This window comes from Mesorhizobium monacense (assembly GCF_056781675.1).
In genome coordinates this window covers 5,632,383-5,652,991 of sequence record NZ_CM165567.1, presented here as the reverse complement: position 1 = coordinate 5,652,991, position 20,609 = coordinate 5,632,383, and the positions used below count along the sequence as shown (strand labels likewise).

Genomic DNA, 20,609 nt, shown 5'->3' with positions numbered 1-20,609 from the left:
CCAAATGAACGCTACCGGCGAAGACAAGACGCTCTCGGCCTATGAAGACAGCTGGCGGATGGGGCTGATGCTCGTGCTGGCCCTGGTCATCTTCCAGGCCGGTGTCCTTTACGGCATGGGCCATCCGCCGATCTGCACCTGCGGCTATGTCAAACTGTGGCACGGCGTCGTCCAGAGCTCGGAAAATTCCCAGCACATTTCCGACTGGTACACGCCTTCGCACATCATCCACGGCTTCCTGTTCTATGCGCTGGCGCGGTTCCTGTTCCCGCGCTCGCCGGTCGGCCTCCGTCTGGCCTTCGCCGTCCTCATCGAGGGTGGTTGGGAACTGCTCGAGAACAGCCCCTTCATCATCGAACGCTATCGCGCCGGCACCATCTCGCTCGACTATTACGGCGACAGCATCATCAATTCTGTGGCGGATACGTTCGCCATGGTGCTGGGATTTGTGATGGCGCGAAAGCTTCCTATATGGGTGATCGTCAGCCTTGCCGTGATCTTCGAACTGGGCACCGGCTACATCATCCGGGACAATCTGACGCTCAACGTGATCATGCTGCTGCATCCGTTCGAGTCCATCCGGCAGTGGCAAAGTGGAATTTGAGTGATATGAGCACATTCTCCCCGCGCGAAATCGTTTCGGAACTCGACCGCTTCATCATCGGCCAGAAGGACGCCAAGCGCGCCGTGGCCATCGCCTTGCGCAACCGCTGGCGCCGCCAGCAGCTCGAAGGCCAGATGCGCGAAGAGGTGATGCCGAAGAACATCCTGATGATCGGGCCGACCGGTGTCGGCAAGACCGAGATCTCGCGCCGCCTGGCGCGGCTTGCCGGTGCGCCCTTCGTCAAGGTCGAGGCCACCAAGTTCACCGAGGTCGGCTATGTCGGCCGTGACGTCGAGCAGATCATCCGCGACCTGGTCGAGATCGCCATCGGCCTGGTGCGCGAGAAGATGCGCGAGGACGTCAAGGCGCGCGCCCACCTCAATGCCGAGGAACGGGTGCTTGAGGCGCTCGTCGGCAAGACGGCAAGCCCGGCCACGCGCGACAGTTTCCGCAAGAAGCTGCGCGACGGCGAGCTCGACGACAAGGAGATCGAGGTCGAAGTGGCCGACACCGGCACCGGCGGCATGCCCGGCTTCGAGATTCCCGGCATGCCGGGCGGCAATATCGGCGTGCTCAACATCAACGACATGCTGTCGAAGGCGATGGGCGGCCACAAGACCAAGACACGCAAGACGACGGTGAAGGAATCCTACGCGCTGCTGATCAGCGACGAGTCCGACAAGCTGCTCGACCAGGACGAGGTGGTGCGCAGGGCGCTCGAATCGACCGAAAACGACGGCATCGTCTTCCTCGACGAGATCGACAAGATCGCGTCGCGCGAAGGCGGCATTGGCGCCGGCGTCTCCCGAGAAGGCGTGCAGCGCGACCTGTTGCCGCTGGTCGAGGGCACCACGGTGGCGACCAAATACGGACCGGTGAAGACCGACCACATCCTGTTCATCGCCTCGGGCGCGTTCCATGTCGCCAAGCCGTCGGACCTGCTGCCGGAGCTGCAGGGCCGCCTGCCGATCCGCGTCGAGCTGCGGGCGCTGGAGAAGGACGATTTTGTCCGCATCCTGACCGAGACCGAGGCCAGCCTGATCAAGCAGTACATCGCGCTGATGAAAACCGAGGGCGTCGAACTCAGCTTCACCGATGACGCCATCGATTCGCTTGCCGGCATCGCCGTCGATCTCAACGCCAGTGTCGAGAACATCGGCGCCAGGCGCCTGCAGACGGTGATGGAGCGGGTGCTGGACGAGATTTCCTACGACGCGCCGGACCGCAACGGCACGGCGGTCACCATCGATGCCGCCTATGTGCAAAAGCATGTCGGCGACCTTTCCAGGAACACGGATTTGTCCAGATTCATCCTGTAGAAGCGGCGTCGGGCAGGCTTCCGGCGCAAGAACCAGGGTGTGGCCAAATGGAAGCATCTGGCCGCTTTCGTCCGGCGAGACGAGGCGGTTCTCTCGACTCTCCATTGAGCTTTACCTAGTTTGCCCGGCGACTCACAGGCGGCGGCGCATGAAAAAACGCATACTTCTCCTTCTCGGCTTGGTGCTGGCGGCAGCGGTTCCCGCCGCCGATGCGGCGACGCTGGTGCCGCCGGGAAACCGCAATGCCGAGCAGCCCGACATACCGGGCGCCTCGAGCCGCCGCACCCAGGCCACCAGCACCACCTTCCAGGCCAAGTACCGGAAGGTCTACGCGCTGCTGCAGAACGACGCCGATCTTCGCGGCAAGATCAAGCAGCAGGCGGCGGCCTATGGCATCGATCCCATTCACATCGTCGGCGCCATCGTTGGCGAGCATACCTACAATGTCGACGCCTACGACCGGCTGCAGACCTACTACGTCAAGGCGATCTCCTATTTGTCGAGCAGGCTCTCCTTCGCCTATGACGGCGAGGACATCACGGATTTCGTGCAGCGGCCGGAATTCAAGAAATGCGCTGGCCTGACCGACAGCTACGATCTGTGGGAGTGCCGCGAGCAGGTGTGGAACCATTCTTTCCGCGGTAAGAGTGTTGGTGGCGAGAGCTTTCCCAACGACCGTTTCGGCGCCACCTTCTTCCAGCCCTATTATGCCGGCCAGACCTTCGGCCTCGGCCAGCTCAATCCGCTGACCGCGCTGCAGATGAGCGATTTCGTGCACAAGGTGTCCGGCCTGCCCAAGCTCGACGTCGCCGATCCGAACGGGGTCTACAAGACCATCATGGATCCGGACCTGACGCTTCCTTACGTCGCGGCGACGATCAGGAAATCGATCGACGCCTACAAGGGCATCGCCGGTTTCGACATTTCGGGCAATCCCGGCCTCACCGCGACGCTCTACAATGTCGGCAATCCCGAGCAGCGCGCCGATGCGCTGAAGGCCGAGAACGACAAGCGCCGCGCCGCCGGCGAGCCCGAAAAGCTGCCCGAGGAAAATTATTATGGCTGGCTGGTCAACGACAAATTGTCGGAGCTGAAGGTACTCTTTTAGAGCTGAGGAATAAGCCGCTCAGGCCTGGGATTCGAGGAACGCCTCGAACTTGCGCAATTCCTCGGCGTCCACCCCGACCATGTGCTGCGGTGCTGGATAGGCGCCGGACTGGATGTCGTCGGCATATTCACTGAACGCGGCAATGCGCTCGTTCTGGATGCGGTCGAACTCCGCCGCCAGGTCGCGATAGCGTTTGGCATGGCGCGGATAGTGTCCGCGATGGGTGCCGAGCACATCTTCCGAGAACAGATACTGGGCATCGCAGCCGGCGCCGGCCCCCATCGAAATCATGATCATTGGCGTGCGCCTGGAGATCGCGCTCGCCATTTCGGCCGGCACCACCTCGATTTCGGCGGCGAAGGCGCCTGCCGCTTCCAGGTCCTTGACCTGCTTCCAGACGAAGGCGGCACTTCCGGCGGTCTTGCCCACCGCCTTGAACCCGCCCGTCCAGGTCGCATGCGCCGGGATCAGCCCGACATGGCCGCAGACCGGAATGTGCTCGTCGCGCAGCCGCCGGATCGTCTGCAGGCTGGCCGAGCAATACATCGCGTCGGCGCTTGCCGCACGCAGCTTCACCGCCGTGCGCAAGATCTCGTCCGTGGTCGCGCCCATTTTGGACTGCTCGTCGCCGGGAATGGCAAAGCAGGTCGGTGCCGCATCGCGAAAGCGCGGGTCGAAGATCAAATCATAGGGGACGGAGATGATATCGATGCCGGCGCGCTCCGCAGCCTCGGCCTCTTCCATAGAGAAGACCCTGAGCTTGGAAAGCTGCCGCTTGCCCTTCAGCGATTGCAGGTCGGCGACCGTCGGTCTGGTGCGCGGCATCTTCTTCCCTCTATGTCCTTGATTTCCGGATGGCGCGGCTCACGCCGCCAACAGAGACTTCAGCTTGACCGTCTGTGAGCCGAGCGCCTCCGGCGCCGGCGTTGCTCGTCTGGCAATTAGCATTTCGGCCAGCCTGATGTCGCGGGCGACCGCATTGCCGGGGCCGATGCCGCTTGCAGCGACCAGACGGCCGTCCCCAGCCAGATGGAACAGGATGAAGGCGCCGTCTTCGAGGTCGCGGCGCACGACGCTACGCCCCTCGTCCGAAAGCCCGGCGATCTGCAAGGTCAGGCCATATTGATCAGACCAGAACCAGGGCACGGCGGCATGGGCCTCGCCGGCGCCCAGCATGTTCCTGGCCGCCAGCGCACCTTGCTCCTGCGCGTTGCGCCAGGCTTCAAGCCGCACCCGCCTTCCGCCATAGACGGCAAGCGGAAATGAGCAGCAGTCGCCGGCGGCAAAGATGTCCGGATCGCCGGTGCGAAGTTCGGCGTCGACGGCAATGCCGTTGTCGATGGTCAATCCGGCTTCCGCGGCCAGCGTTGTTACCGGCATCGCGCCGATGCCGATGATAGCGAGGTCGGCAACGACCTCCAGGCCGCCGGCAAGCGTGATGCGCACCTCGGCGCCGTCATCGGCGATGGCCGAGATGCCCTGGCCGGCGAGGATCGTCACGCCCTCGGCTTCGTGCTGCTTGTGGATGATTTCGGCGATTTCGGCGGGCACGCCGCGCATCAGGATGCGCGGCTGCGCCTCGACGACGGTGACGGCAGCGCCCAGCTTGCGCGCCGAGGCGGCGAGTTCGAGACCGATGAAGCCGCCGCCGACGATTGCCACGCGGTTTCCGGCCCTGAGATGGGCGCGGATGGCCTGCGCATCATTGAAGGTCCTGAGATACACGCAGCGCGCTCCAAGGCCCGGCATCGGCAGCTTGCGCGGCAGCGAGCCGGTCGCCAGCAGGAGCTTGTCGTACGGCAGCGCCGAGCCATCCGACAGGCGCACGACATGGGCGGCGCGGTCGATCGCCACCGCCTGAACCGAATGGATATGCCGGATCGACCGCTCGGCCAGGATTTCATCGCTGGCAATCGCCTTGATCGCGGGCGCCTCGCCGGTCATGGCCTCTTTCGACAGCGGCGGACGCTCATAGGGCAGATGCGGCTCGTCGCCGACCAGCGTCACCGGGCCCTCGAAGCCGAGATCGCGCAACGCGAGCGCTGCGCGTCCGCCGCATTCGCCGGCGCCGATGATGACCATTCCCTTTGTCATCACTGTCATCCGATCTGAATGAGGACTTTGCCGGCGTCGACCTTGACCGGATATGTCCTGAGGTTGACGCAGACCGGCGCGCCCCTGGCCTGCCCGGTCTTGTAGTTGAAGCGGCCATTGTGCTTCGGGCACTCGACGATGTCGTCCATCACCAGCCCGTCGGCCAGGTGCACCTTTTCGTGCGAGCAAAGCCCGTCCGTCGCGAAATACTCGTCGTCGGGGCTTCGGTAGATGGCGAAGGTGCGGCCGCCATGGTCGAACCGCATCACGTCCTCTTCATCGATATCTTCGGCGTCACAGGCTTCGACCCAGTCGCTCATTGGTTCCTCCGGAAAAATTGGATTTGCTCTACGCCCGTCAGGCCGGTCATTCAGCCGCGGCGACGGCGTTGTCGTTGTGCAATTCCTCGCGATACGGCCTGGCGGTTGGCGGCAGCTCGCGCTTGAGGAAATAGTCTTCGTTGCGCAACTGGCGCAGGAAGGCCGGGATCACTTCGCGGTAGCCGGCCAGGATCGACGGCGTCGGCGCCGGCAGATCGTGCTTGATCAGCTCGTGCAGCCTGGGCAGCGCGTGATAGGGCACCATCGGGAACATGTGGTGTTCCACATGGTAGTTCATGTTCCAGTAGATGAAGCGGCTGATGGGGTTGATGTAGACGGTGCGGCTGTTGAGCCGGTGGTCGATGACGTTGTCGGCCAACCCGCCATGCTGCAGGATGCCGGTCAGCACATGGTGCCAGGCGCCGTAGAGGCGGGGCAGCCCGACCAGCATGAAGGGCAGGAACGAGCCCATATAGAGCGCCAGCGCGATCGTCGCGGCATAGATCGCCAGCCAGATACGGGCGAAGAAGATCGCCCTCGGCTGTTCCTGCTCGGGGACATAGGTCTTTTCCTCGGCGCTGATGATGCCGGCCGCGTGGCGGACCATGTCCTTCATAGCGTGCCAGGCATCGAGGACGCCGACGAAGGCGAGGATGACGCGGATGAGGTCGGGCGGCCGCATGATGGCGATCTCGGGATCGCGGCCGACGATGATGGTGTCGGTATGATGGCGCGTATGGCTCCAGCGCCAGGTCACCGGGTTGCGCATGATCATGAAGCAGGCGATCTGATAGATCGCGTCGTTCATCCACTGCGTGCGGAAGGCGGTGCCGTGGCCGCATTCATGCCAGCGTGAATCGGTCGAGGAGCCGTAGAGCGTGCCGTAGACGAAGAAGAACGGCACGCACCACCAGGTTCCCCAGAACCAGGCGCCGCCGGCTCCGCTCAGGATGAGCACGCCGAGCCAGATGACGGTGTCGCGCATCGCCGGCCCGTCGGAGCGCTGCATCAGCTCCTTCATCTGCTTGCGCGGAACGTCGGTGTGGTACCACTCGGCCGCCGCCAGCCCGTTCTCGACGGCCAACTGCGTATCGCGGCCCACCAGGCTGTAGTCGCGCCGGGATGGCTTTGCAGACATCGTTGCCGCCATTGGAAACCTCCACCAGCGCCTCGCGGTCCCGTCCCGGCGAATGCCAAGGGTATGATCGCAGGCGTCGGAATTCAAAATAGCGCCACTGGATGATAGGATCAATCTCACAAAGATAGTTTCTATCATTTCCCATCAAGATGATGTAAAAGGGTTCGACACATCAGAGGGCAGTCATGGCAAAACGGCCGACCATCACCGATCTGGCGCGCATCTCCGGCGTCAGCGTTGCCACTGTCGACCGGGTGCTGAACAACCGCCTGCCGGTGCGCGAGGAAACAGCGCGCCGTGTCTATGAGGCCGCGACCGGCATCGGCTATCACGCCGCCGGGCTGATCAAGCAGCGCATGCGCCAGGAATTGCCGGAATACCGGCTCGGCTTTCTGCTCCTGAGGGGCAATGATGTTTTCTACAGCGATTTCGCGCGGGAGCTCGAACTGGCGGTGTCGCAGTCGCAGCGCTTCCGCGGTGTCGCAACCATCGACTTCGCCAGTTCGCTGGCCCCCGACGAGATCGCCGCCCAGATGCGCAAGCTGGCGGCGAAATCCAGGGCTGTCGCCGTTGTCGGCCCGGACCATCCGACATTGACGGCGGCCGTCGAGGCGCTGAAGGCGAGGGGGCAACCGGTGTTCTCTCTGCTGTCCGACTTTGCCGCCGGCATCCGGGAAGGCTATGTCGGCCTCGACAACCGCAAGGTCGGTCGCAGCGCGGCCTGGATGATCGCCAAGGCGGCGAGGAAGCCCGGCAAGGTCGCTCTGTTCGTCGGCAGCCATCGCTTCCATGGCCATGAGCTGCGCGAGATCGGCTTCAGGTCATTCTTTCGCGAGCATGCGCCGGAATTCACGGTGATGGAGACGCTGGTCAACCTGGAAGCCAACCAGGTGACCCATGATGCGATGAACGATCTTCTGGCGCGCTATCCGGATCTTGCCGGCTGCTACGTCGCCGGCGGCGGCATGGAAGGCGCGGTCTCGGCGCTCAGGGCAGCGAGGCCCGAAAACATGCCGGTGGTCGTCTGCAACGAGATCAACGCCGAATCGCGCGCGGCGCTCGCCGACAACATCCTCACCATGGTGATTTCCACGCCGCTGCCGGCCCTCTGCCGCGAGCTTGTCGGCCTGATGGCGCATGCCATCGAAACCGGCGCTGCCAATGCGCCGGGCCAGACCTTCCTGCCCTTCGACATCTATCTGCCGGAAAACATCTAGGCGGTGAGCCGGCGCCCCGGCGCGGCGGAACCGGTCGCAATGATGGGATCCATCACCCTGATAGAATATTGCAAGGCCCTGCCGCGAAAATCCGGCGTCCGTTTTTGGAATCGCCCTTGACGGCCTCACCCAAAATGGAATAAATATTTCACTGACTAGGTATTTTGGTCCTTTCGTTCCGGAACATCTGTTTCAAACAGAGGGCTTGGCGTTCCAATCGCAGGGAAACGCCATCCGGAGCAGGGGAGCAGGTGGGAGAGATTCCTCGGGAGATCGGGGATTCCGGGCGAGATCGGTGCAGCCGGACACCAATGTGTGGAGGAGAAATACAATGAAGAAACTGATTTTGGGCGTCGCCTTTGCGGCGCTGATGAGTTCGTCGGCATTCGCGGCCAAGGTCGGCGTGTCGATGGCCAAGTTCGACGACAACTTCCTGACCGTGCTGCGCAACGGCATGATCGAGCAGGCCAAGGGCATGGACGGTGTTGAGCTGCAGGTCGAGGACGCGCAGAACGACGTCGCCAAGCAGCTCGACCAGATCAAGAACTTCGTCGCATCGGGCGTCGACGCCATCATCGTCAACCCGGTCGACACTTCGGCCACCCAGGCGATGTCGGATGCGGCGGCCGCGGCCAAGGTTCCGCTGGTCTACGTCAACCGCGAGCCGGTCAATGTCGACACGCTGCCGGACAACCAGGCCTTCGTCGCTTCGAACGAGGCCGATTCCGGCACGCTCGAGACCAAGGAAGTCTGCCGCCTGTTTACCGAAGCCGGCAAGAAGGAAGCCAATGTCTATGTGATCATGGGCGAGCTTTCCAACCAGGCCGCGGTGATGCGCACCAAGGACATCGACGACGTGATCGCCACGCCGGAATGCAGCTTCATCAAGATCATCGACAAGCAGACCTCGAACTGGAACCGCGACGAGGCCCAGAACCTGATGACCAACTGGCTCTCGACCGGCAAGCCGTTCGACGGTGTCATCGCCAACAACGACGAAAGCGCCATCGGCGCCATCCAGGCGATGAAGGCCGCCAACATCGACATGAAGACGGTTGTCGTCGGCGGCGTCGACGCCACCCAGGACGCGCTGGCTGCGATGCAGGCGGGCGACCTTGACGCGACCGTGTTCCAGGATGCGGCCGGCCAGGGTGCCGGTGCGCTTGATGCAGCACTCAAGCTGGCAAAGGGCGAGAAGGTCGAACGGAAGGTCTATATCCCCTTCCAGCTCGTCACGCCGGCCAACATCGACAAGTTCCTGAAGAAGAACTGAGCCAGGCGCTTCGATAAGGGGCGGCGCATCAAATCAGAAAAACAGCGCCGCTCCTCACTTTCCTCCCGCCCCAGCGGGCGGGAGGATGAATGCGGCCGACGGAGGAAAAGACGTGGCACAGACATCTCATGGCATCGGTGGCCTCACCTATGATGCGAAAAAGCGTGCATGGCCTGCCGAGTTCAACGTTTTCCTGGCGCTCGTCATCCTCGTCGGCGCTTTCGAACTGATTGGCCGGGTCTTTCTCGGAGACAGTTTCCTGTTCAACACCCGCGACAATGTCGATGCGATCTTCAACCAGCAGCGCCTCGAAATCATCATCCTGCAGGTGTCGATCGTCGGTATCATCGCCATCGGTGTGACGCAGGTGATCATCACCGGCGGCATCGACCTGTCCTCGGGCTCGGTCGTCGGCGCCACGGCGATGATTGCCATGAGCTTCGCCCAGGTGGCGACGGTCAACGGCAATCCCAACCCCAAGGCGATGTTCGTCGGCTGGACCGACCTGCCGGTGATCGTTCCGGTGCTGGTCGCCATCGGCTGCGGCCTGCTGGCCGGCCTGGTCAATGGCGCCTTGATCGCCTACACGCGCATCCCGCCCTTCATCGCCACGCTCGGCATGATGGTGACCGCGCGCGGCATCGCCAAATGGTGGTCGAAGGGACAGCCGATCTCGTTTCCGACCGAGAGTTTCGCGGGCATCGGCAAGGGCCTGATGCCGGTCGTGATCTTCATCTCGCTGGCGATATTGTTCCAGCTGATCCTGACCTACACCAAATACGGCAAGCACTGTTATGCCATCGGCTCCAATGAGGACGCCGCGCGCATGTCGGGCATCAAGATCGCCAACCACAAGATACTCGTCTACGTCATCGCCAGCATCCTCGCCTCGCTCGCCGCCGTGGTGCTGTGCTCCAAGAACCTAACCGCCCAGTCCGGCATGGGCGTCATGTACGAACTCGACGCCATCGCCATGGCGGTCATCGGCGGCGTCTCGCTGTCGGGTGGCCGCGGCTCGATCATCGGCACGGTGATCGGCTCGCTGATCTTCGGTGTCATCATCTCCGGCTTCACCTTCCTGCGCCTCGACGCCTACTACCAGGAGATGGTCAAGGGCGTGATCATTGTCGGCGCGGTGGTTCTCGATCAATGGCGCCAGCGTCGCCGCGCGATAGGAGCTTGACCATGTCGGACATCATTCTGAAGACCGAAAACCTGACCAAACGCTATGGCGGCGTGCATGCGCTCGAAGGCGCCAATTTCGAGCTGCGCAAGGGCGAGCATGTCGCCATCATGGGCGACAACGGCGCCGGCAAGTCGACCTTCGTGCGCCAGATCACCGGCGTCGAGCAGCGCACCGACGGCAAGGTGTGGTTCGACGGCAAGGAAGTGAACTTCGCCGGCCCGATCGAAGCACGCGAGGCGGGCATCGAGACGGTTTTCCAGAACCTGGCGCTCGCCGACGACCTCGACGTGCCGTCGAACCTGTTCCTTGGTCGCGAAAAGGTGCTGTTCAACCTCGGCCCCTTCTCGATCCTTGATCGCAAATACATGCGCAAGGCGACCGAGGCGGCACTGGTGCGCACGGCGGTGAAGATCCCCAATTTGTCCAGCACCATCCGCCACATGTCGGGTGGCCAGCGCCAGTGCGTGGCGATCGCCAGGACCGCGACCTTTGCCTCCAAGCTGATCATCATGGACGAGCCGACGGCCGCCCTTGGCGTGCAGGAGACGGCGCAGGTCGAAAACATCATCCGCACGCTGAAGGCAAACGGCGAGCCGCTGATCCTGATCAGCCACAACATGCGCCAGGTGTTCGATCTCGTCGACCGCATCGTCGTCTTCCGGCGGGGCAAGATCGTCGCCAACCTGCGCAAGCAGGACACCGACGGCAACGATATCGTCGCCTACATCACCGGCAGCAAGACCGGAGAGGCGGAACTTGCGGCAGCCTAGTATTGTTTGCGGCGGGCGGTAGCCTCTAGCGGCCCGCTGCAATCCGAAAATCATCCGCGCCCCGATGGGCGCGGAAACCTGTCGAACCCATCCCCAAAGGAAATACCAGATGACTCTCCGCTTCGCTCTTCTCGGTGCCGGTCGTATCGGCAAGGTCCACGCCCGCGCCGTCGGCTCCAACCCTGAGGCAAAACTGGTTGCCGTGGCCGACGCCTTCGAGAAAGCGGCGACGGATCTGGCGTCGGCCTATGGCGCCGAGGTGCGCAGCATCGAGGCGATCGAGAAGGCGAAGGACATCGACGCGGTCATCATCTGCACGCCGACCGACACCCATGCCGACCTGATCGAGCGCTTTGCCAAGGCCGGCAAGGCGATCTTCTGCGAGAAGCCGATCGACCTGAATGTGAAGCGTGTCGAAAAGTGCCTGGCCGTGGTCGACAAGGCCAAGGCCACGCTGATGGTCGGCTTCAACCGTCGCTTCGACCCGCATTTCGCCGCCGTGCGCAAGGCGATCGACGACGGTGCCATCGGCACGGTCGAGATGGTCACCATCACGTCGCGCGATCCCGGCGCGCCGCCGCTCGACTATATCGCCCGCTCGGGCGGCATCTTCCGCGACATGACCATCCACGATTTCGACATGGCCCGCTTCCTGCTCGGCGAGGAGCCTGTTGCCGTCAGCGCGCATGCCTCGGTGCTGGTCGACAAGAAGATCGGCGAGGCCGGCGATTTCGACTCGGTCAGCGTCATCCTCGAGACCGCGTCGGGCAAGCAGGCCGTCATCTCCAACTCGCGCCGCGCCACCTATGGCTACGACCAGCGCATCGAGGTGCATGGCTCGAAGGGCATGGTCGCGGCCGAGAACCAGCGGCCGGTGTCGATCGAACTGGCCAATGAGAAGGGCTATACGCGCCCGCCGCTGCACGACTTCTTCATGACCCGCTACCTCGACGCCTATGCCAACGAGATTGCGTCCTTCATCGCCGCGGCAACGAAGGGCAAGAAGGCGGCACCAAGCGGAGCGGATGGCCTCGTGGCACTGAAGCTGGCCGACGCGGCGCTGAAATCGGCGAAGTCGGGCAAGACCGTCCGCCTCGATTAAGCCTGTTGAATTTCGAAAAGGAGCAGAGCGATGAACGGTTCAACCGGTCGCAATTCCGAAACGCGCGCCATCGTCACCGGCGGCGCGCAAGGCATCGGCTTCGCCGTCGTAGAGGCCCTGGCCGATGAAGGCTGCCGCGCTTTGGCGCTGATCGGCCGCTCGCAGGAGAAGGGCGACAAGGCCGTCGCCACGCTCAAGAAGGCCGGCGTCGACGCCATCTTCATCAGCGCCGATGTCGCCAAGGTTGCCGACTGCAAGCGCGCCGTCGACACGGCGATCGCCCATTTCGGCACTGTCAACGCGCTGGTCAACGCCGCCGCCACCTCTGCGCGCGGATCGCTGGTCGAAACGAGCGAAGAGCTTTTCGACACCATCTTCGCGACCAATGTGCGCGGCCCGTTCTTCCTGATGCAGGGCCTGGTGGCGCATCTGCTCGAACGCAAGGCGCCCGGCTCGATCGTCAACGTGCTGTCGATGTCGGCGCATTGCGGTCAGTCCTTCCTGACGCCCTATTCGACCAGCAAGGGCGCGCTGATGACGCTGACCAAGAATGTCGCCAGTGCCTATCGCACCAATCGCATCCGTTGCAACGCTGTCCTGCCCGGCTGGATGGACACCGAGGGCGAGGCGATCGTGCAGAAGAAATGGCACGACGCGCCGGACGACTGGCTGGCCAAGGCCGAGGCCTCCCAGCCGATGGGTCAATTGGTGAAGCCGGCGCAGCTCGCTCGCCTGATGAGCTACATGGTCAGCCCGCAATCCGGCGTCATGACCGGTTCGCTGGTCGACTACGACCAGAACATCGCCGGGTCGTCACCAGAGTAGCATCAGACCGCGTGACAAGCGCTCCGGCATCGACTATATGAACCGCATGATCCACCTGACCGCCACGTTCTGGTACTTTAGCTACGGCAGCTCGCTGGCGGCGGGAGGATTGCGCTCGATCTGAAGATTGCAGCATCAAAATCCGAACAGCCGCCAGACCTGGCGGCTTTTTTGTTTCAGCCGGCAGGTCTCCCAATCAGGAGCAGAAAGCCGTGTTGACCACCACAGACGATCTTCGGGTCACCGAAATCAAGGAACTGAGTACGCCGGAAGAGGTGATGCGGGAGATCCCGCGCACGCTGACGGCGACGCGCACCGTTGCCGCTTCGCGCAACGCCATCCATTCGATATTGACCGGCACCGACGACCGGCTGGTGGTCGTCGTCGGCCCCTGTTCGATCCACGATCCGGTCGCTGCCATGGATTATGCCAGCCGTCTGGCGGCGCTGCGCGAGAGCCTGTCGGACCGGCTGGAGATCGTCATGCGCGTCTATTTCGAGAAGCCGCGCACCACGGTCGGCTGGAAGGGCCTGATCAACGATCCCGACCTCGACGGCAGCTTCAACATCGACAAGGGGCTGCGGATGGCGCGCAACGTGCTTTCTGCGGTCAACAATCTCGGCCTGCCGGCGGCGACCGAATTCCTCGACATGACCACGCCGCAATACATTGCCGACCTCGTCGCCTGGGGGGCGATCGGCGCGCGCACGACCGAGAGCCAGATCCATCGCGAGCTCGCCTCGGGTCTCTCCTGCCCGGTCGGCTTCAAGAACGGCACCGACGGCAATCTGCGGATCGCCGCCGAAGCCGTGAAGTCCGCCGCCCAGCCGCATCATTTCATGGCGGTGACCAAGGGCGGACGCAGCGCCATCGCGACGACCACCGGCAACGAGGACTGCCACGTCATCCTGCGCGGCGGCATTCAGCCCAATTATGACGCGGCGAGCGTCGCCGCCGCCTCAGCCGAACTCGGCCGGATCGGCGTCGCACCCCGGCTGATGATCGATGTCAGCCACGCCAACTCGAGCAAGAAGCCGGAGAACCAGCCGAAGGTGGCGGCCGACGTGGCGGGTCAGGTCGCGGCGGGCGACGAGCGCATCATCGGCGTCATGATCGAGAGCAATCTCGTCGCCGGCCGCCAGGACGTCGTGCCCGGCAAGCCGCTCGTCTATGGCCAGAGCATCACCGATGGCTGCATCGACTGGGCGACCACCGAGACGGTGCTGCACGGTCTTGCCGGCGCCGTCGAGTGGCGCCGCTCGGCGCACCGCGCCATGCTGGACAGCCGCCAGGGAGCCGCCTGACAAGGCTGGCGGCGGTAGGCGAATTGCCGGTTGCATATCGCGCGGTAGCACCATCGTGCTGCAACTTGGTTTGAGCCGGCGCCGCCCCTCATTGCCCTGCCGGGCATTTCTCCCGGTATAGTGACGGGGAGAGAGACGCCGTTGCCGAGGGTTTCGCCAATCGCCAGCGTTTCAAGAAGGTGGTGAGGTTGCGGCCAGCCCTCTTCTCCCCGTCACTATACGGGGAGAAGGTGCCGGCAGGCGGATGAGGGGCGGCGCCAACGTCGACAACTGGCCTTAGCACTGGGCGTTGGGTCGGCGCGGCAGATATTACCTCACATCTACCCAGCGCTGTTCCTCGAACGAGCGCGCCATGGCGTGCACCGTGCGTTCGATCTCCAGGCCTTCGTCGAAGTCGATGATCCGTGCCGGTTTGCCGGCGAGCCGCGTCAGGAGTTCGCGGCATTCGATGATCTTGAGATCGTTGAAGCCAAGGCCATGGCCGGGCGCCGGCAGGAAGGCGTCGTAGGGCTTGTGGTGCGGCGCCACCAAAATGGTGCGGTAGCCTTGCTCGGTCGGCCGGTCGGCGGTGAGGTAGAGCTGGAACTCGTTGAACCGTTCCTGGTCGTAGAGGATCGAGCCTTTCGAGCCGAAGATCTGGATGGCGATGCGGCCCTTGCGGCCCCAAGCCGAACGGTTGACCAGCAGCGTGCCGGCGATGCCGTTTTCGAGATGCATGAGCACGCTGGCGATGTCGTAGGTTTCGACCGCGCGGCGTCCGCCCGACGCCAGTTTACGCTCGGCATAGGGCTTGGCCATGTCGCACATGACGCGGGCGACGCGGCCGAACAGCACGTTGACCAGCGACAGCGGATGCACGGCGAAATCGTCGAGCGCGCCGTAGCCGGAAGCCGCCTCATGCTTCCAGAAGAACGGCGCCTCGGGGTCGGCCATGAAATCCTCGTCCATCTCGATGCGCAGATGGTTGACCTCGCCGATGATCTTCTCGTCGAGCAACGCACCGATATGGCGAATGGCCGGGTTCTGGATGTAGTTGTAGCCGAGCGCGGCCACCTTGCCGGATTTCTTCGCCGCCGCGGCCATGGCTTGCGCCTCGGCGAAGCCCGGCGCCATCGGCTTTTCGCACCACAGATGCTTGCCGGCCTCGAGGATGGCGATGGCCATTTCCGGGTGCAACTGGTTGGGTGTGGTCAGCGAAACGACATCGACCTCCGGGTCGTTGACGACGTCACGCCAATCGCCGGAACCCTTGGCGAAGCCGAACTCGCCCGCTTTGCGTTTGGCAAGCTCGTCATTGACCTCGCCGAGATGGACCAGCCTCGGCTTGGCCACATCGGGAAAGACGGTTCCGACCGCGCTCCAGGCAATCGCATGGCACTTGCCCATGAAGCCCGTTCCGATAAGACCGACTCCGACCATCTCTGCAATCTCCGCTGCCGGGAAAAATAGTGTGGATGAATTAATCCATTTTGTTCGCGAATGGAACGTGTGACTCATTTTTTATGGCCTTCTTGCACAGTCTCGCTATGATGTGCACAGAGGGGGCGTCGACAGATGGGCTTGGGCGGAGCGACGATGGACGAACGGGTGCCCCGCGATTTCGAGACGCTGCGGGCGACGATCCTTGAGCGGCGCCAGAGCCTGCCCAAGCGTATCGCCCAGATCGCCGCCTATGCGCTCGACAACCCTGACGATATCGCCTTCGGTACCGCCGCCAGCATCGCCGCTTCCGCCGGCGTGCAGCCATCGACCTTGATCCGCTTTGCCCAGCAGCTCGGTTTCGACGGCTTCACCAGCTTGCAGCAGGTGTTTCGCGAGCGCTTGCGCGAGCGCAATTCCTCCTATGACGAGAGGCTGGCCGCGCTGCGCGCCAAGGCCGAGGAAGGCGCCGGCCACCGGGCGATTTTCGACGGCTTCGTCGCTGCCGCCAGCACCTCGCTGAGCGACATTTCGCGCACGCTCAACGAACCGCATTTCGAAGAAGCGATCACCCTGTTGGCCAAGGCCGAGACCATCTATGTGCTGGCCAAGCGCCGCTCCTATCCGGTCGCCTCCTACATCGCCTATGCGCTGGGCAAGCTGAAGATCCGTAACCAGCTGATCGAATCGGCCGCCGGCCTGAACGCCGAGATGGTCGGCTTTGCCACGCCGAACGACGCCGTCATCGCCATCAGTTTTTCGCCCTATGCTCCGGCGACCATCGAGGAGACGCGCGCCATCTCGGAGCAGGGCGTGCCGATCGTGGCGATAACCGACAGCTCGTTTTCGCCGCTCGCCCAGTTCGCCAAGGTCTGGTTCGAGGTTGCCGAGGCCGATTTCGGCGGCTTCCGCTCGCTGTCGGCGACAATGGCGCTGGCCATGGCGCTGACCGTCGCCGTCGGCGAAAAGCGGCGCGACACGGGCCGCAAGCGCAAGGCTTAGTGCAATTCCAGGAAAAGTGCGTAGCGTTTTTTCGCCCGGAATTGCGTAAAAACAAATAATTAGATGACTTCGACGGCCACTTCACCTTCCCCCAAAAGCCGTGCTGCGTCGCGGCCAGGCGGCGACCCGAACTGACGGGCATATTCCCGGCTGAACTGGGAAGCGCTCTCGTAGCCGACGGCGAAGGCGACCTGTGCCACGTTGCCTGGCTGGGCGACCAGCAGATGGCGGGCCTCCAGCAGCCGGATTTGTTTTTGATACTGGATCGGGCTCATCGCCGTCGCCGCCTTGAAGTGGCGGTAGAATGCAGCGTTGCTCATATGGGCAATTTCGGCCAGATCTGCGACCCGGATTGGCTGATGGCAATGCGCCCGGAGCCAGGCGATCGCCTGGCCGATCCGGAACAGATGGCCATCGGCGCGCGCAAGCTGGCGAAGCTTCCCACCTTGGGGGCCTTGCAGCAGCCGAAACAACATCTCGCGTTCGAGCATGGCCGCCAGCACGGGGATCTCCGCCGGTCGGTCAAGCAGCCGCATCATGCGACGCAACGCGTCGAGCAGGTCGTCATTGACGGGAGAGGTGGAGAAACTGTCGCCGCCGAGCGCCGGCTCGTGCTCGACAAGGAGCGCGGCGACGGCCTGGAGGTCAAGGGTGAAGCCGATGGCCAGATAGGGACGCGCGGCGGTCGCTTCGACGATCTGGCTGATAGTGGGCGTCTCGACAGTGTAGATGAAATAGCTGGCGAGGTTGTAGCGAAGCGCCCGGTCGCCGATCAGCACCGTCTTCGCGCCCTGTAGTACGAACAAGATCCCCGACCCCCACACGCCCGGTAATGGCACCGTGGTGACTTCGCTGCGACCGATCGAAACGCGAGGGATCGCCGTTCTTGTTCGTCGTCCGCGCGCATGGCGGCCGGCGATACCGATCAGTTCCTGCAGTGCCTCGTTCATTGCGCCAGCATCGCGCATCCACACATACCGCGCAACCGCGTGAGAGGATTAGGCAAGAGCGGGAGAGGTTTCGGCGCGCGGCGTTCCCTGCGGCACGCCATCTTTGGGTCTTTAGCATGGATAGATGGAGACCCCAAAATGACGAGATCGAAAAGCGCTGTGATGACCGGCGCCAACAAGGGCATCGGCCGCGAAATCGCCCGGCGGCTGGCAACGATGGGCTTCAAGGTCTGGCTCGGCGCCAGGGATGCCCAACGTGGCATAGCGGCGGAGCAGGAACTGCGCGCCGAAGGCCTGGACGTTCAATGGCTCGAGCTGGACGTCACACAGGACGAAAGCGTAGCGGCTGCCGCTAAAACTGTCAGTGCGGAATGCGCCTGCCTTGACGTGCTGGTCAACAATGCCGGTGTCGCCATCAATTACGAGCTGCCGCCGAGCGAGCAGCATCTTGCCGATATTCGGGCCACGTATGACGTCAATGTCTTCGGGCCGATCCGCGTGACCCAGGCCTTCCTGCCGCTACTGCTTGCAGCGCCGACCGCCCGCATCGTCATGGTGAGCAGTTCCACCGGATCCATCGGGCGCGCGCTCGACTGCGGCACCCCGAACCATTCGGTCAACCTGATGGGCTATGGCAGCTCCAAAACGGCGCTGAACGCCATCACCGTGGCCTTCGCCCGGGACCTCGCGCCGCAAGGCGTCAAGGTCAATGCCGCGGCGCCCGGCTACACCGCCACCGACCTGAATGGGTATAGAGGCCACCGCACCGTGCAGCAGGCGGCTGAGATCGTCATATGCCTGGCGACCCTGGATGCCGATGGCCCGAATGCCGGGTTCTTCAACGACGATGGTCCGCTTCCCTGGTGAATCGAGCCAAACCCGCCTCGCACCCATTGGTGGCACTTTCCGGCAAAGGAATGCTCATTCCATCTTGACTATGGATTGGAATTATTATTTCATATTGACGGCGCCACGCTGCCGCTCGCACGTGTACCCCAAAAATGAAGTTGCTCAAGACAACAAGGCCGATGGGAGGTTCCAATGGGCGAAGCCGTGGAAGCGAGACATACACCGCTCGACGTCATCACCATCGGCCGTGCGTCGGTCGATCTCTATGGCCAGCAGACCGGCTCGCGCCTGGAGGACATCACCTCCTTCGCCAAGTCGGTCGGCGGCTGCCCGGCCAACATCTCGGTCGGCACGGCCAGGCTCGGCCTGCGCTCGGCCCTGCTTACCCGCGTCGGCGACGAGCAGATGGGCCGTTTCATCCGCGAACAGCTCAGGCGTGAAGGCGTCTCGGTCGACGGCCTCAAGACCGACAAGGACAGGCTGACGGCCTTGGTGCTCCTGTCGGTCGAGGAGGAGGGCGTCTCGCCGATGATCTTCTATCGTTCCGACTGCGCCGACATGGCGCTGGCGGAGGAGGACATCGACGAGGCCTTTATCGCCTCGGCGCGCTCCGTCGTCGTCACCGGCACGCATTTTTCGCGGCCCAACAGCGACGCCGCGCAGCGCAAGGCGATCCGCATCATGAAGGCCAAAGGCGGCAAGGTGGTGTTCGACATCGACTACCGCCCCAACCTCTGGGGCCTCGCCGGCCATGCCGAAGGTTTCGAGCGCTATGTCAAATCCGATCGCGTCTCGGCGCAGCTGAAGACGGTGCTGCCCGATTGCGATCTCATCGTCGGCACCGAAGAGGAGATCATGATCGCGTCCGGCGCCGACGACTGCCTGAGTGCGCTGAAGACCATCCGTTCGCTGTCCAAAGCCACCATCGTGCTGAAGCGCGGCGCCATGGGCTGCATCGTCTATGACGGGCCGATCAGCGACGATCTCGAGGACGGCGTCGTTGGCAAGGGCTTTCCGATCGAGGTCTATAATGTGCTCGGCGCCGGCGATGCCTTCATGTCGGGCTTCCTGCGCGGTTGGCTCGGCGGCGAAAACCTTGCCACGGCGGCGACCTGGGCCAATGCCTGCGGCGCCTTCGCCGTGTCGCGGCTGCTCTGCGCGCCGGAATACCCGACCTTCGAGGAGCTGCAGTTCTTCCTCAAACACGGCAGCAAGCATCTGGCGCTGCGCAAGGACGAGGCGATCAACCACATCCATTGGGCGACGACGCGCCGGCGCGACATTCCTTCGCTGATGGCGCTGGCCTGCGACCACCGCGTCCAGCTCGAGGATGTCGCGGCCAAGGCCGGCGCCGACGTCGCGCGCATCGAGGATTTCAAGGTGCTGACCGTCAAGGCGGCCGCCAAGGTGGCCGCTGGCCGCAGCGGCTACGGCATGCTGCTCGACGAGAAATACGGCCGCGACGCGATGTTCGAATTCGCCCGCCATCCCTTCGCCTGGCTCGGCCGCCCGGTCGAGTTGCCGGGCTCACGGCCGTTGCGCTTCGAATTCTCGCAGGACATCGGCTCGCAACTGGTCGAATGGCCGGTCGAGCACTGCATCAAGTGCCTGTGCTTCTACCATCCCGACGATCCGGCGGCGCTGAAGGAAGAGCAGCAGCAGAAGCTCAGAAGCCTGTTCGAGGCCGCGCGGAAAGTAGGCAGGGAACTTCTCGTCGAGATCATCGCCGGCAAGCACGGCAAGCTCGACGACACGACGATCCCGCGCGCGCTGGAGGAACTCTATGCGCTTGGCATCAAGCCGGACTGGTGGAAGCTCGAACCGCAGGCTTCGGCGAGCGCCTGGGCCAAGATCGAGGCGGTGATCGTCAGGAACGATCCATGGTGCCGCGGCGTCGTGCTGCTGGGGCTGGAAGCGCCGCAGGACGAGTTGGAGGCGGCCTTCGCCGCCACCGCCAAGGCGCCCATCGTCAAAGGCTTTGCCGTCGGTCGCACCATCTTCATCAACGCCGCAGAACAATGGCTGGCCGGCAGGATGTCGGATGACGAAGCGGTGGCCGACATGGCTTCGCGCTTCGAGCAATTGACCGAGGCATGGCTTGCCGCGCGCGGCCGCAAGGCCGCATAAGA

General features: G+C 63.5%; 19 protein-coding genes. 13 read left to right on the top strand and 6 right to left on the bottom strand.

The features are described 5' to 3' along the window. The first annotated feature begins 4 nt into the window (after nt 1-4). The 3 genes from AC1RUK_RS26925 to AC1RUK_RS26915 all read left to right on the top strand — a co-directional run bounded on the left by AC1RUK_RS26925 (nt 5) and on the right by AC1RUK_RS26915 (nt 3,031). Nucleotides 5-604 carry a DUF2585 domain-containing protein gene (locus AC1RUK_RS26925; RefSeq protein ID WP_481838203.1) on the top strand — a complete coding sequence of 200 codons (600 nt, stop codon included), beginning with the start codon at nt 5-7 and terminating at the stop codon, nt 602-604. 5 nt (nt 605-609) lie between these two features. Beyond that, nucleotides 610-1,923 carry an ATP-dependent protease ATPase subunit HslU gene (gene hslU / locus AC1RUK_RS26920; protein WP_436170228.1) on the top strand — a complete coding sequence of 438 codons (1,314 nt, stop codon included), beginning with the start codon at nt 610-612 and terminating at the stop codon, nt 1,921-1,923. A 148-nt stretch (nt 1,924-2,071) separates the two neighbouring features. Beyond that, nucleotides 2,072-3,031 carry a DUF1402 family protein gene (locus AC1RUK_RS26915; protein WP_481838204.1) on the top strand — a complete coding sequence of 320 codons (960 nt, stop codon included), beginning with the start codon at nt 2,072-2,074 and terminating at the stop codon, nt 3,029-3,031. Between the two features lie 18 nt (nt 3,032-3,049). Here AC1RUK_RS26915 and AC1RUK_RS26910 read toward each other — a convergent pair whose 3' ends face one another. From AC1RUK_RS26910 to AC1RUK_RS26895, 4 genes are read right to left on the bottom strand one after another with little or no spacing between them, the layout of a single operon-like run. Next, a complete protein-coding gene (locus AC1RUK_RS26910; protein ID WP_481838205.1) occupies nt 3,050-3,856 on the bottom strand; it encodes a 3-methyl-2-oxobutanoate hydroxymethyltransferase in 807 nt (268 codons plus the stop codon). 39 nt (nt 3,857-3,895) lie between these two features. Next, nucleotides 3,896-5,134 (bottom strand): NAD(P)/FAD-dependent oxidoreductase, encoded by a 1,239-nt coding sequence (locus AC1RUK_RS26905; RefSeq protein ID WP_481838206.1) that lies wholly within the window; start codon nt 5,132-5,134, stop codon nt 3,896-3,898. Beyond that, a complete protein-coding gene (locus tag AC1RUK_RS26900) occupies nt 5,131-5,445 on the bottom strand; it encodes a Rieske (2Fe-2S) protein (RefSeq protein ID WP_481838207.1) in 315 nt (104 codons plus the stop codon). The genes AC1RUK_RS26905 and AC1RUK_RS26900 overlap by 4 nt, the downstream gene beginning before the upstream one ends. A gap of 46 nt (nt 5,446-5,491) precedes the next feature. Further along, complete coding sequence (locus tag AC1RUK_RS26895; RefSeq protein ID WP_481838208.1) at nt 5,492-6,595, bottom strand: fatty acid desaturase family protein; 1,104 nt, start codon at nt 6,593-6,595, stop codon at nt 5,492-5,494. 173 nt (nt 6,596-6,768) lie between these two features. Between AC1RUK_RS26895 and AC1RUK_RS26890 the strand changes: the two genes are divergently transcribed. The 7 genes from AC1RUK_RS26890 to AC1RUK_RS26860 all read left to right on the top strand — a co-directional run bounded on the left by AC1RUK_RS26890 (nt 6,769) and on the right by AC1RUK_RS26860 (nt 14,260). After that, nucleotides 6,769-7,800 (top strand): LacI family DNA-binding transcriptional regulator, encoded by a 1,032-nt coding sequence (locus AC1RUK_RS26890; protein ID WP_481838209.1) that lies wholly within the window; start codon nt 6,769-6,771, stop codon nt 7,798-7,800. Nucleotides 7,801-8,131: 331 nt separating this feature from the next. Beyond that, the gene (locus tag AC1RUK_RS26885) at nt 8,132-9,073 is read left to right on the top strand and encodes a sugar ABC transporter substrate-binding protein (RefSeq protein WP_481838210.1); all 942 of its coding nucleotides are present in this window, start codon (nt 8,132-8,134) and stop codon (nt 9,071-9,073) included. A gap of 112 nt (nt 9,074-9,185) precedes the next feature. Next, nucleotides 9,186-10,256 (top strand): ABC transporter permease, encoded by a 1,071-nt coding sequence (locus tag AC1RUK_RS26880; protein ID WP_436246455.1) that lies wholly within the window; start codon nt 9,186-9,188, stop codon nt 10,254-10,256. A 2-nt stretch (nt 10,257-10,258) separates the two neighbouring features. Then, complete coding sequence (locus AC1RUK_RS26875) at nt 10,259-11,029, top strand: ATP-binding cassette domain-containing protein (RefSeq protein ID WP_192178314.1); 771 nt, start codon at nt 10,259-10,261, stop codon at nt 11,027-11,029. A gap of 109 nt (nt 11,030-11,138) precedes the next feature. Continuing rightward, entirely contained in the window at nt 11,139-12,131 is a 993-nt protein-coding gene (gene iolG / locus AC1RUK_RS26870) for an inositol 2-dehydrogenase (protein ID WP_481838211.1), read from the top strand. A gap of 30 nt (nt 12,132-12,161) precedes the next feature. Beyond that, a complete protein-coding gene (locus AC1RUK_RS26865) occupies nt 12,162-12,956 on the top strand; it encodes an SDR family oxidoreductase (RefSeq protein WP_481838212.1) in 795 nt (264 codons plus the stop codon). 212 nt (nt 12,957-13,168) lie between these two features. Further along, nucleotides 13,169-14,260: a 3-deoxy-7-phosphoheptulonate synthase gene (locus AC1RUK_RS26860; protein ID WP_481838213.1), complete on the top strand. Its 1,092-nt coding sequence runs from the start codon at nt 13,169-13,171 to the stop codon at nt 14,258-14,260. Between the two features lie 309 nt (nt 14,261-14,569). On the opposite strand, the gene AC1RUK_RS26855 is transcribed toward AC1RUK_RS26860, so the two are convergent. Beyond that, nucleotides 14,570-15,679, bottom strand: coding sequence for a Gfo/Idh/MocA family protein (locus AC1RUK_RS26855; protein WP_481838214.1), 1,110 nt, complete (start codon nt 15,677-15,679; stop codon nt 14,570-14,572). A gap of 156 nt (nt 15,680-15,835) precedes the next feature. Between AC1RUK_RS26855 and AC1RUK_RS26850 the strand changes: the two genes are divergently transcribed. After that, a complete protein-coding gene (locus AC1RUK_RS26850) occupies nt 15,836-16,681 on the top strand; it encodes a MurR/RpiR family transcriptional regulator (RefSeq protein ID WP_481838215.1) in 846 nt (281 codons plus the stop codon). A 59-nt stretch (nt 16,682-16,740) separates the two neighbouring features. On the opposite strand, the gene AC1RUK_RS26845 is transcribed toward AC1RUK_RS26850, so the two are convergent. Continuing rightward, nucleotides 16,741-17,631, bottom strand: coding sequence for an AraC family transcriptional regulator (locus tag AC1RUK_RS26845; protein ID WP_481840138.1), 891 nt, complete (start codon nt 17,629-17,631; stop codon nt 16,741-16,743). Nucleotides 17,632-17,769: 138 nt separating this feature from the next. On the opposite strand from AC1RUK_RS26845, the gene AC1RUK_RS26840 reads away from it, so the two are divergent. Further along, nucleotides 17,770-18,498 carry an SDR family oxidoreductase gene (locus AC1RUK_RS26840; RefSeq protein ID WP_481838217.1) on the top strand — a complete coding sequence of 243 codons (729 nt, stop codon included), beginning with the start codon at nt 17,770-17,772 and terminating at the stop codon, nt 18,496-18,498. 174 nt (nt 18,499-18,672) lie between these two features. Continuing rightward, entirely contained in the window at nt 18,673-20,607 is a 1,935-nt protein-coding gene (locus tag AC1RUK_RS26835) for a bifunctional 5-dehydro-2-deoxygluconokinase/5-dehydro-2-deoxyphosphogluconate aldolase (protein WP_481838218.1), read from the top strand. The last annotated feature ends 2 nt before the right edge of the window (nt 20,608-20,609 follow it).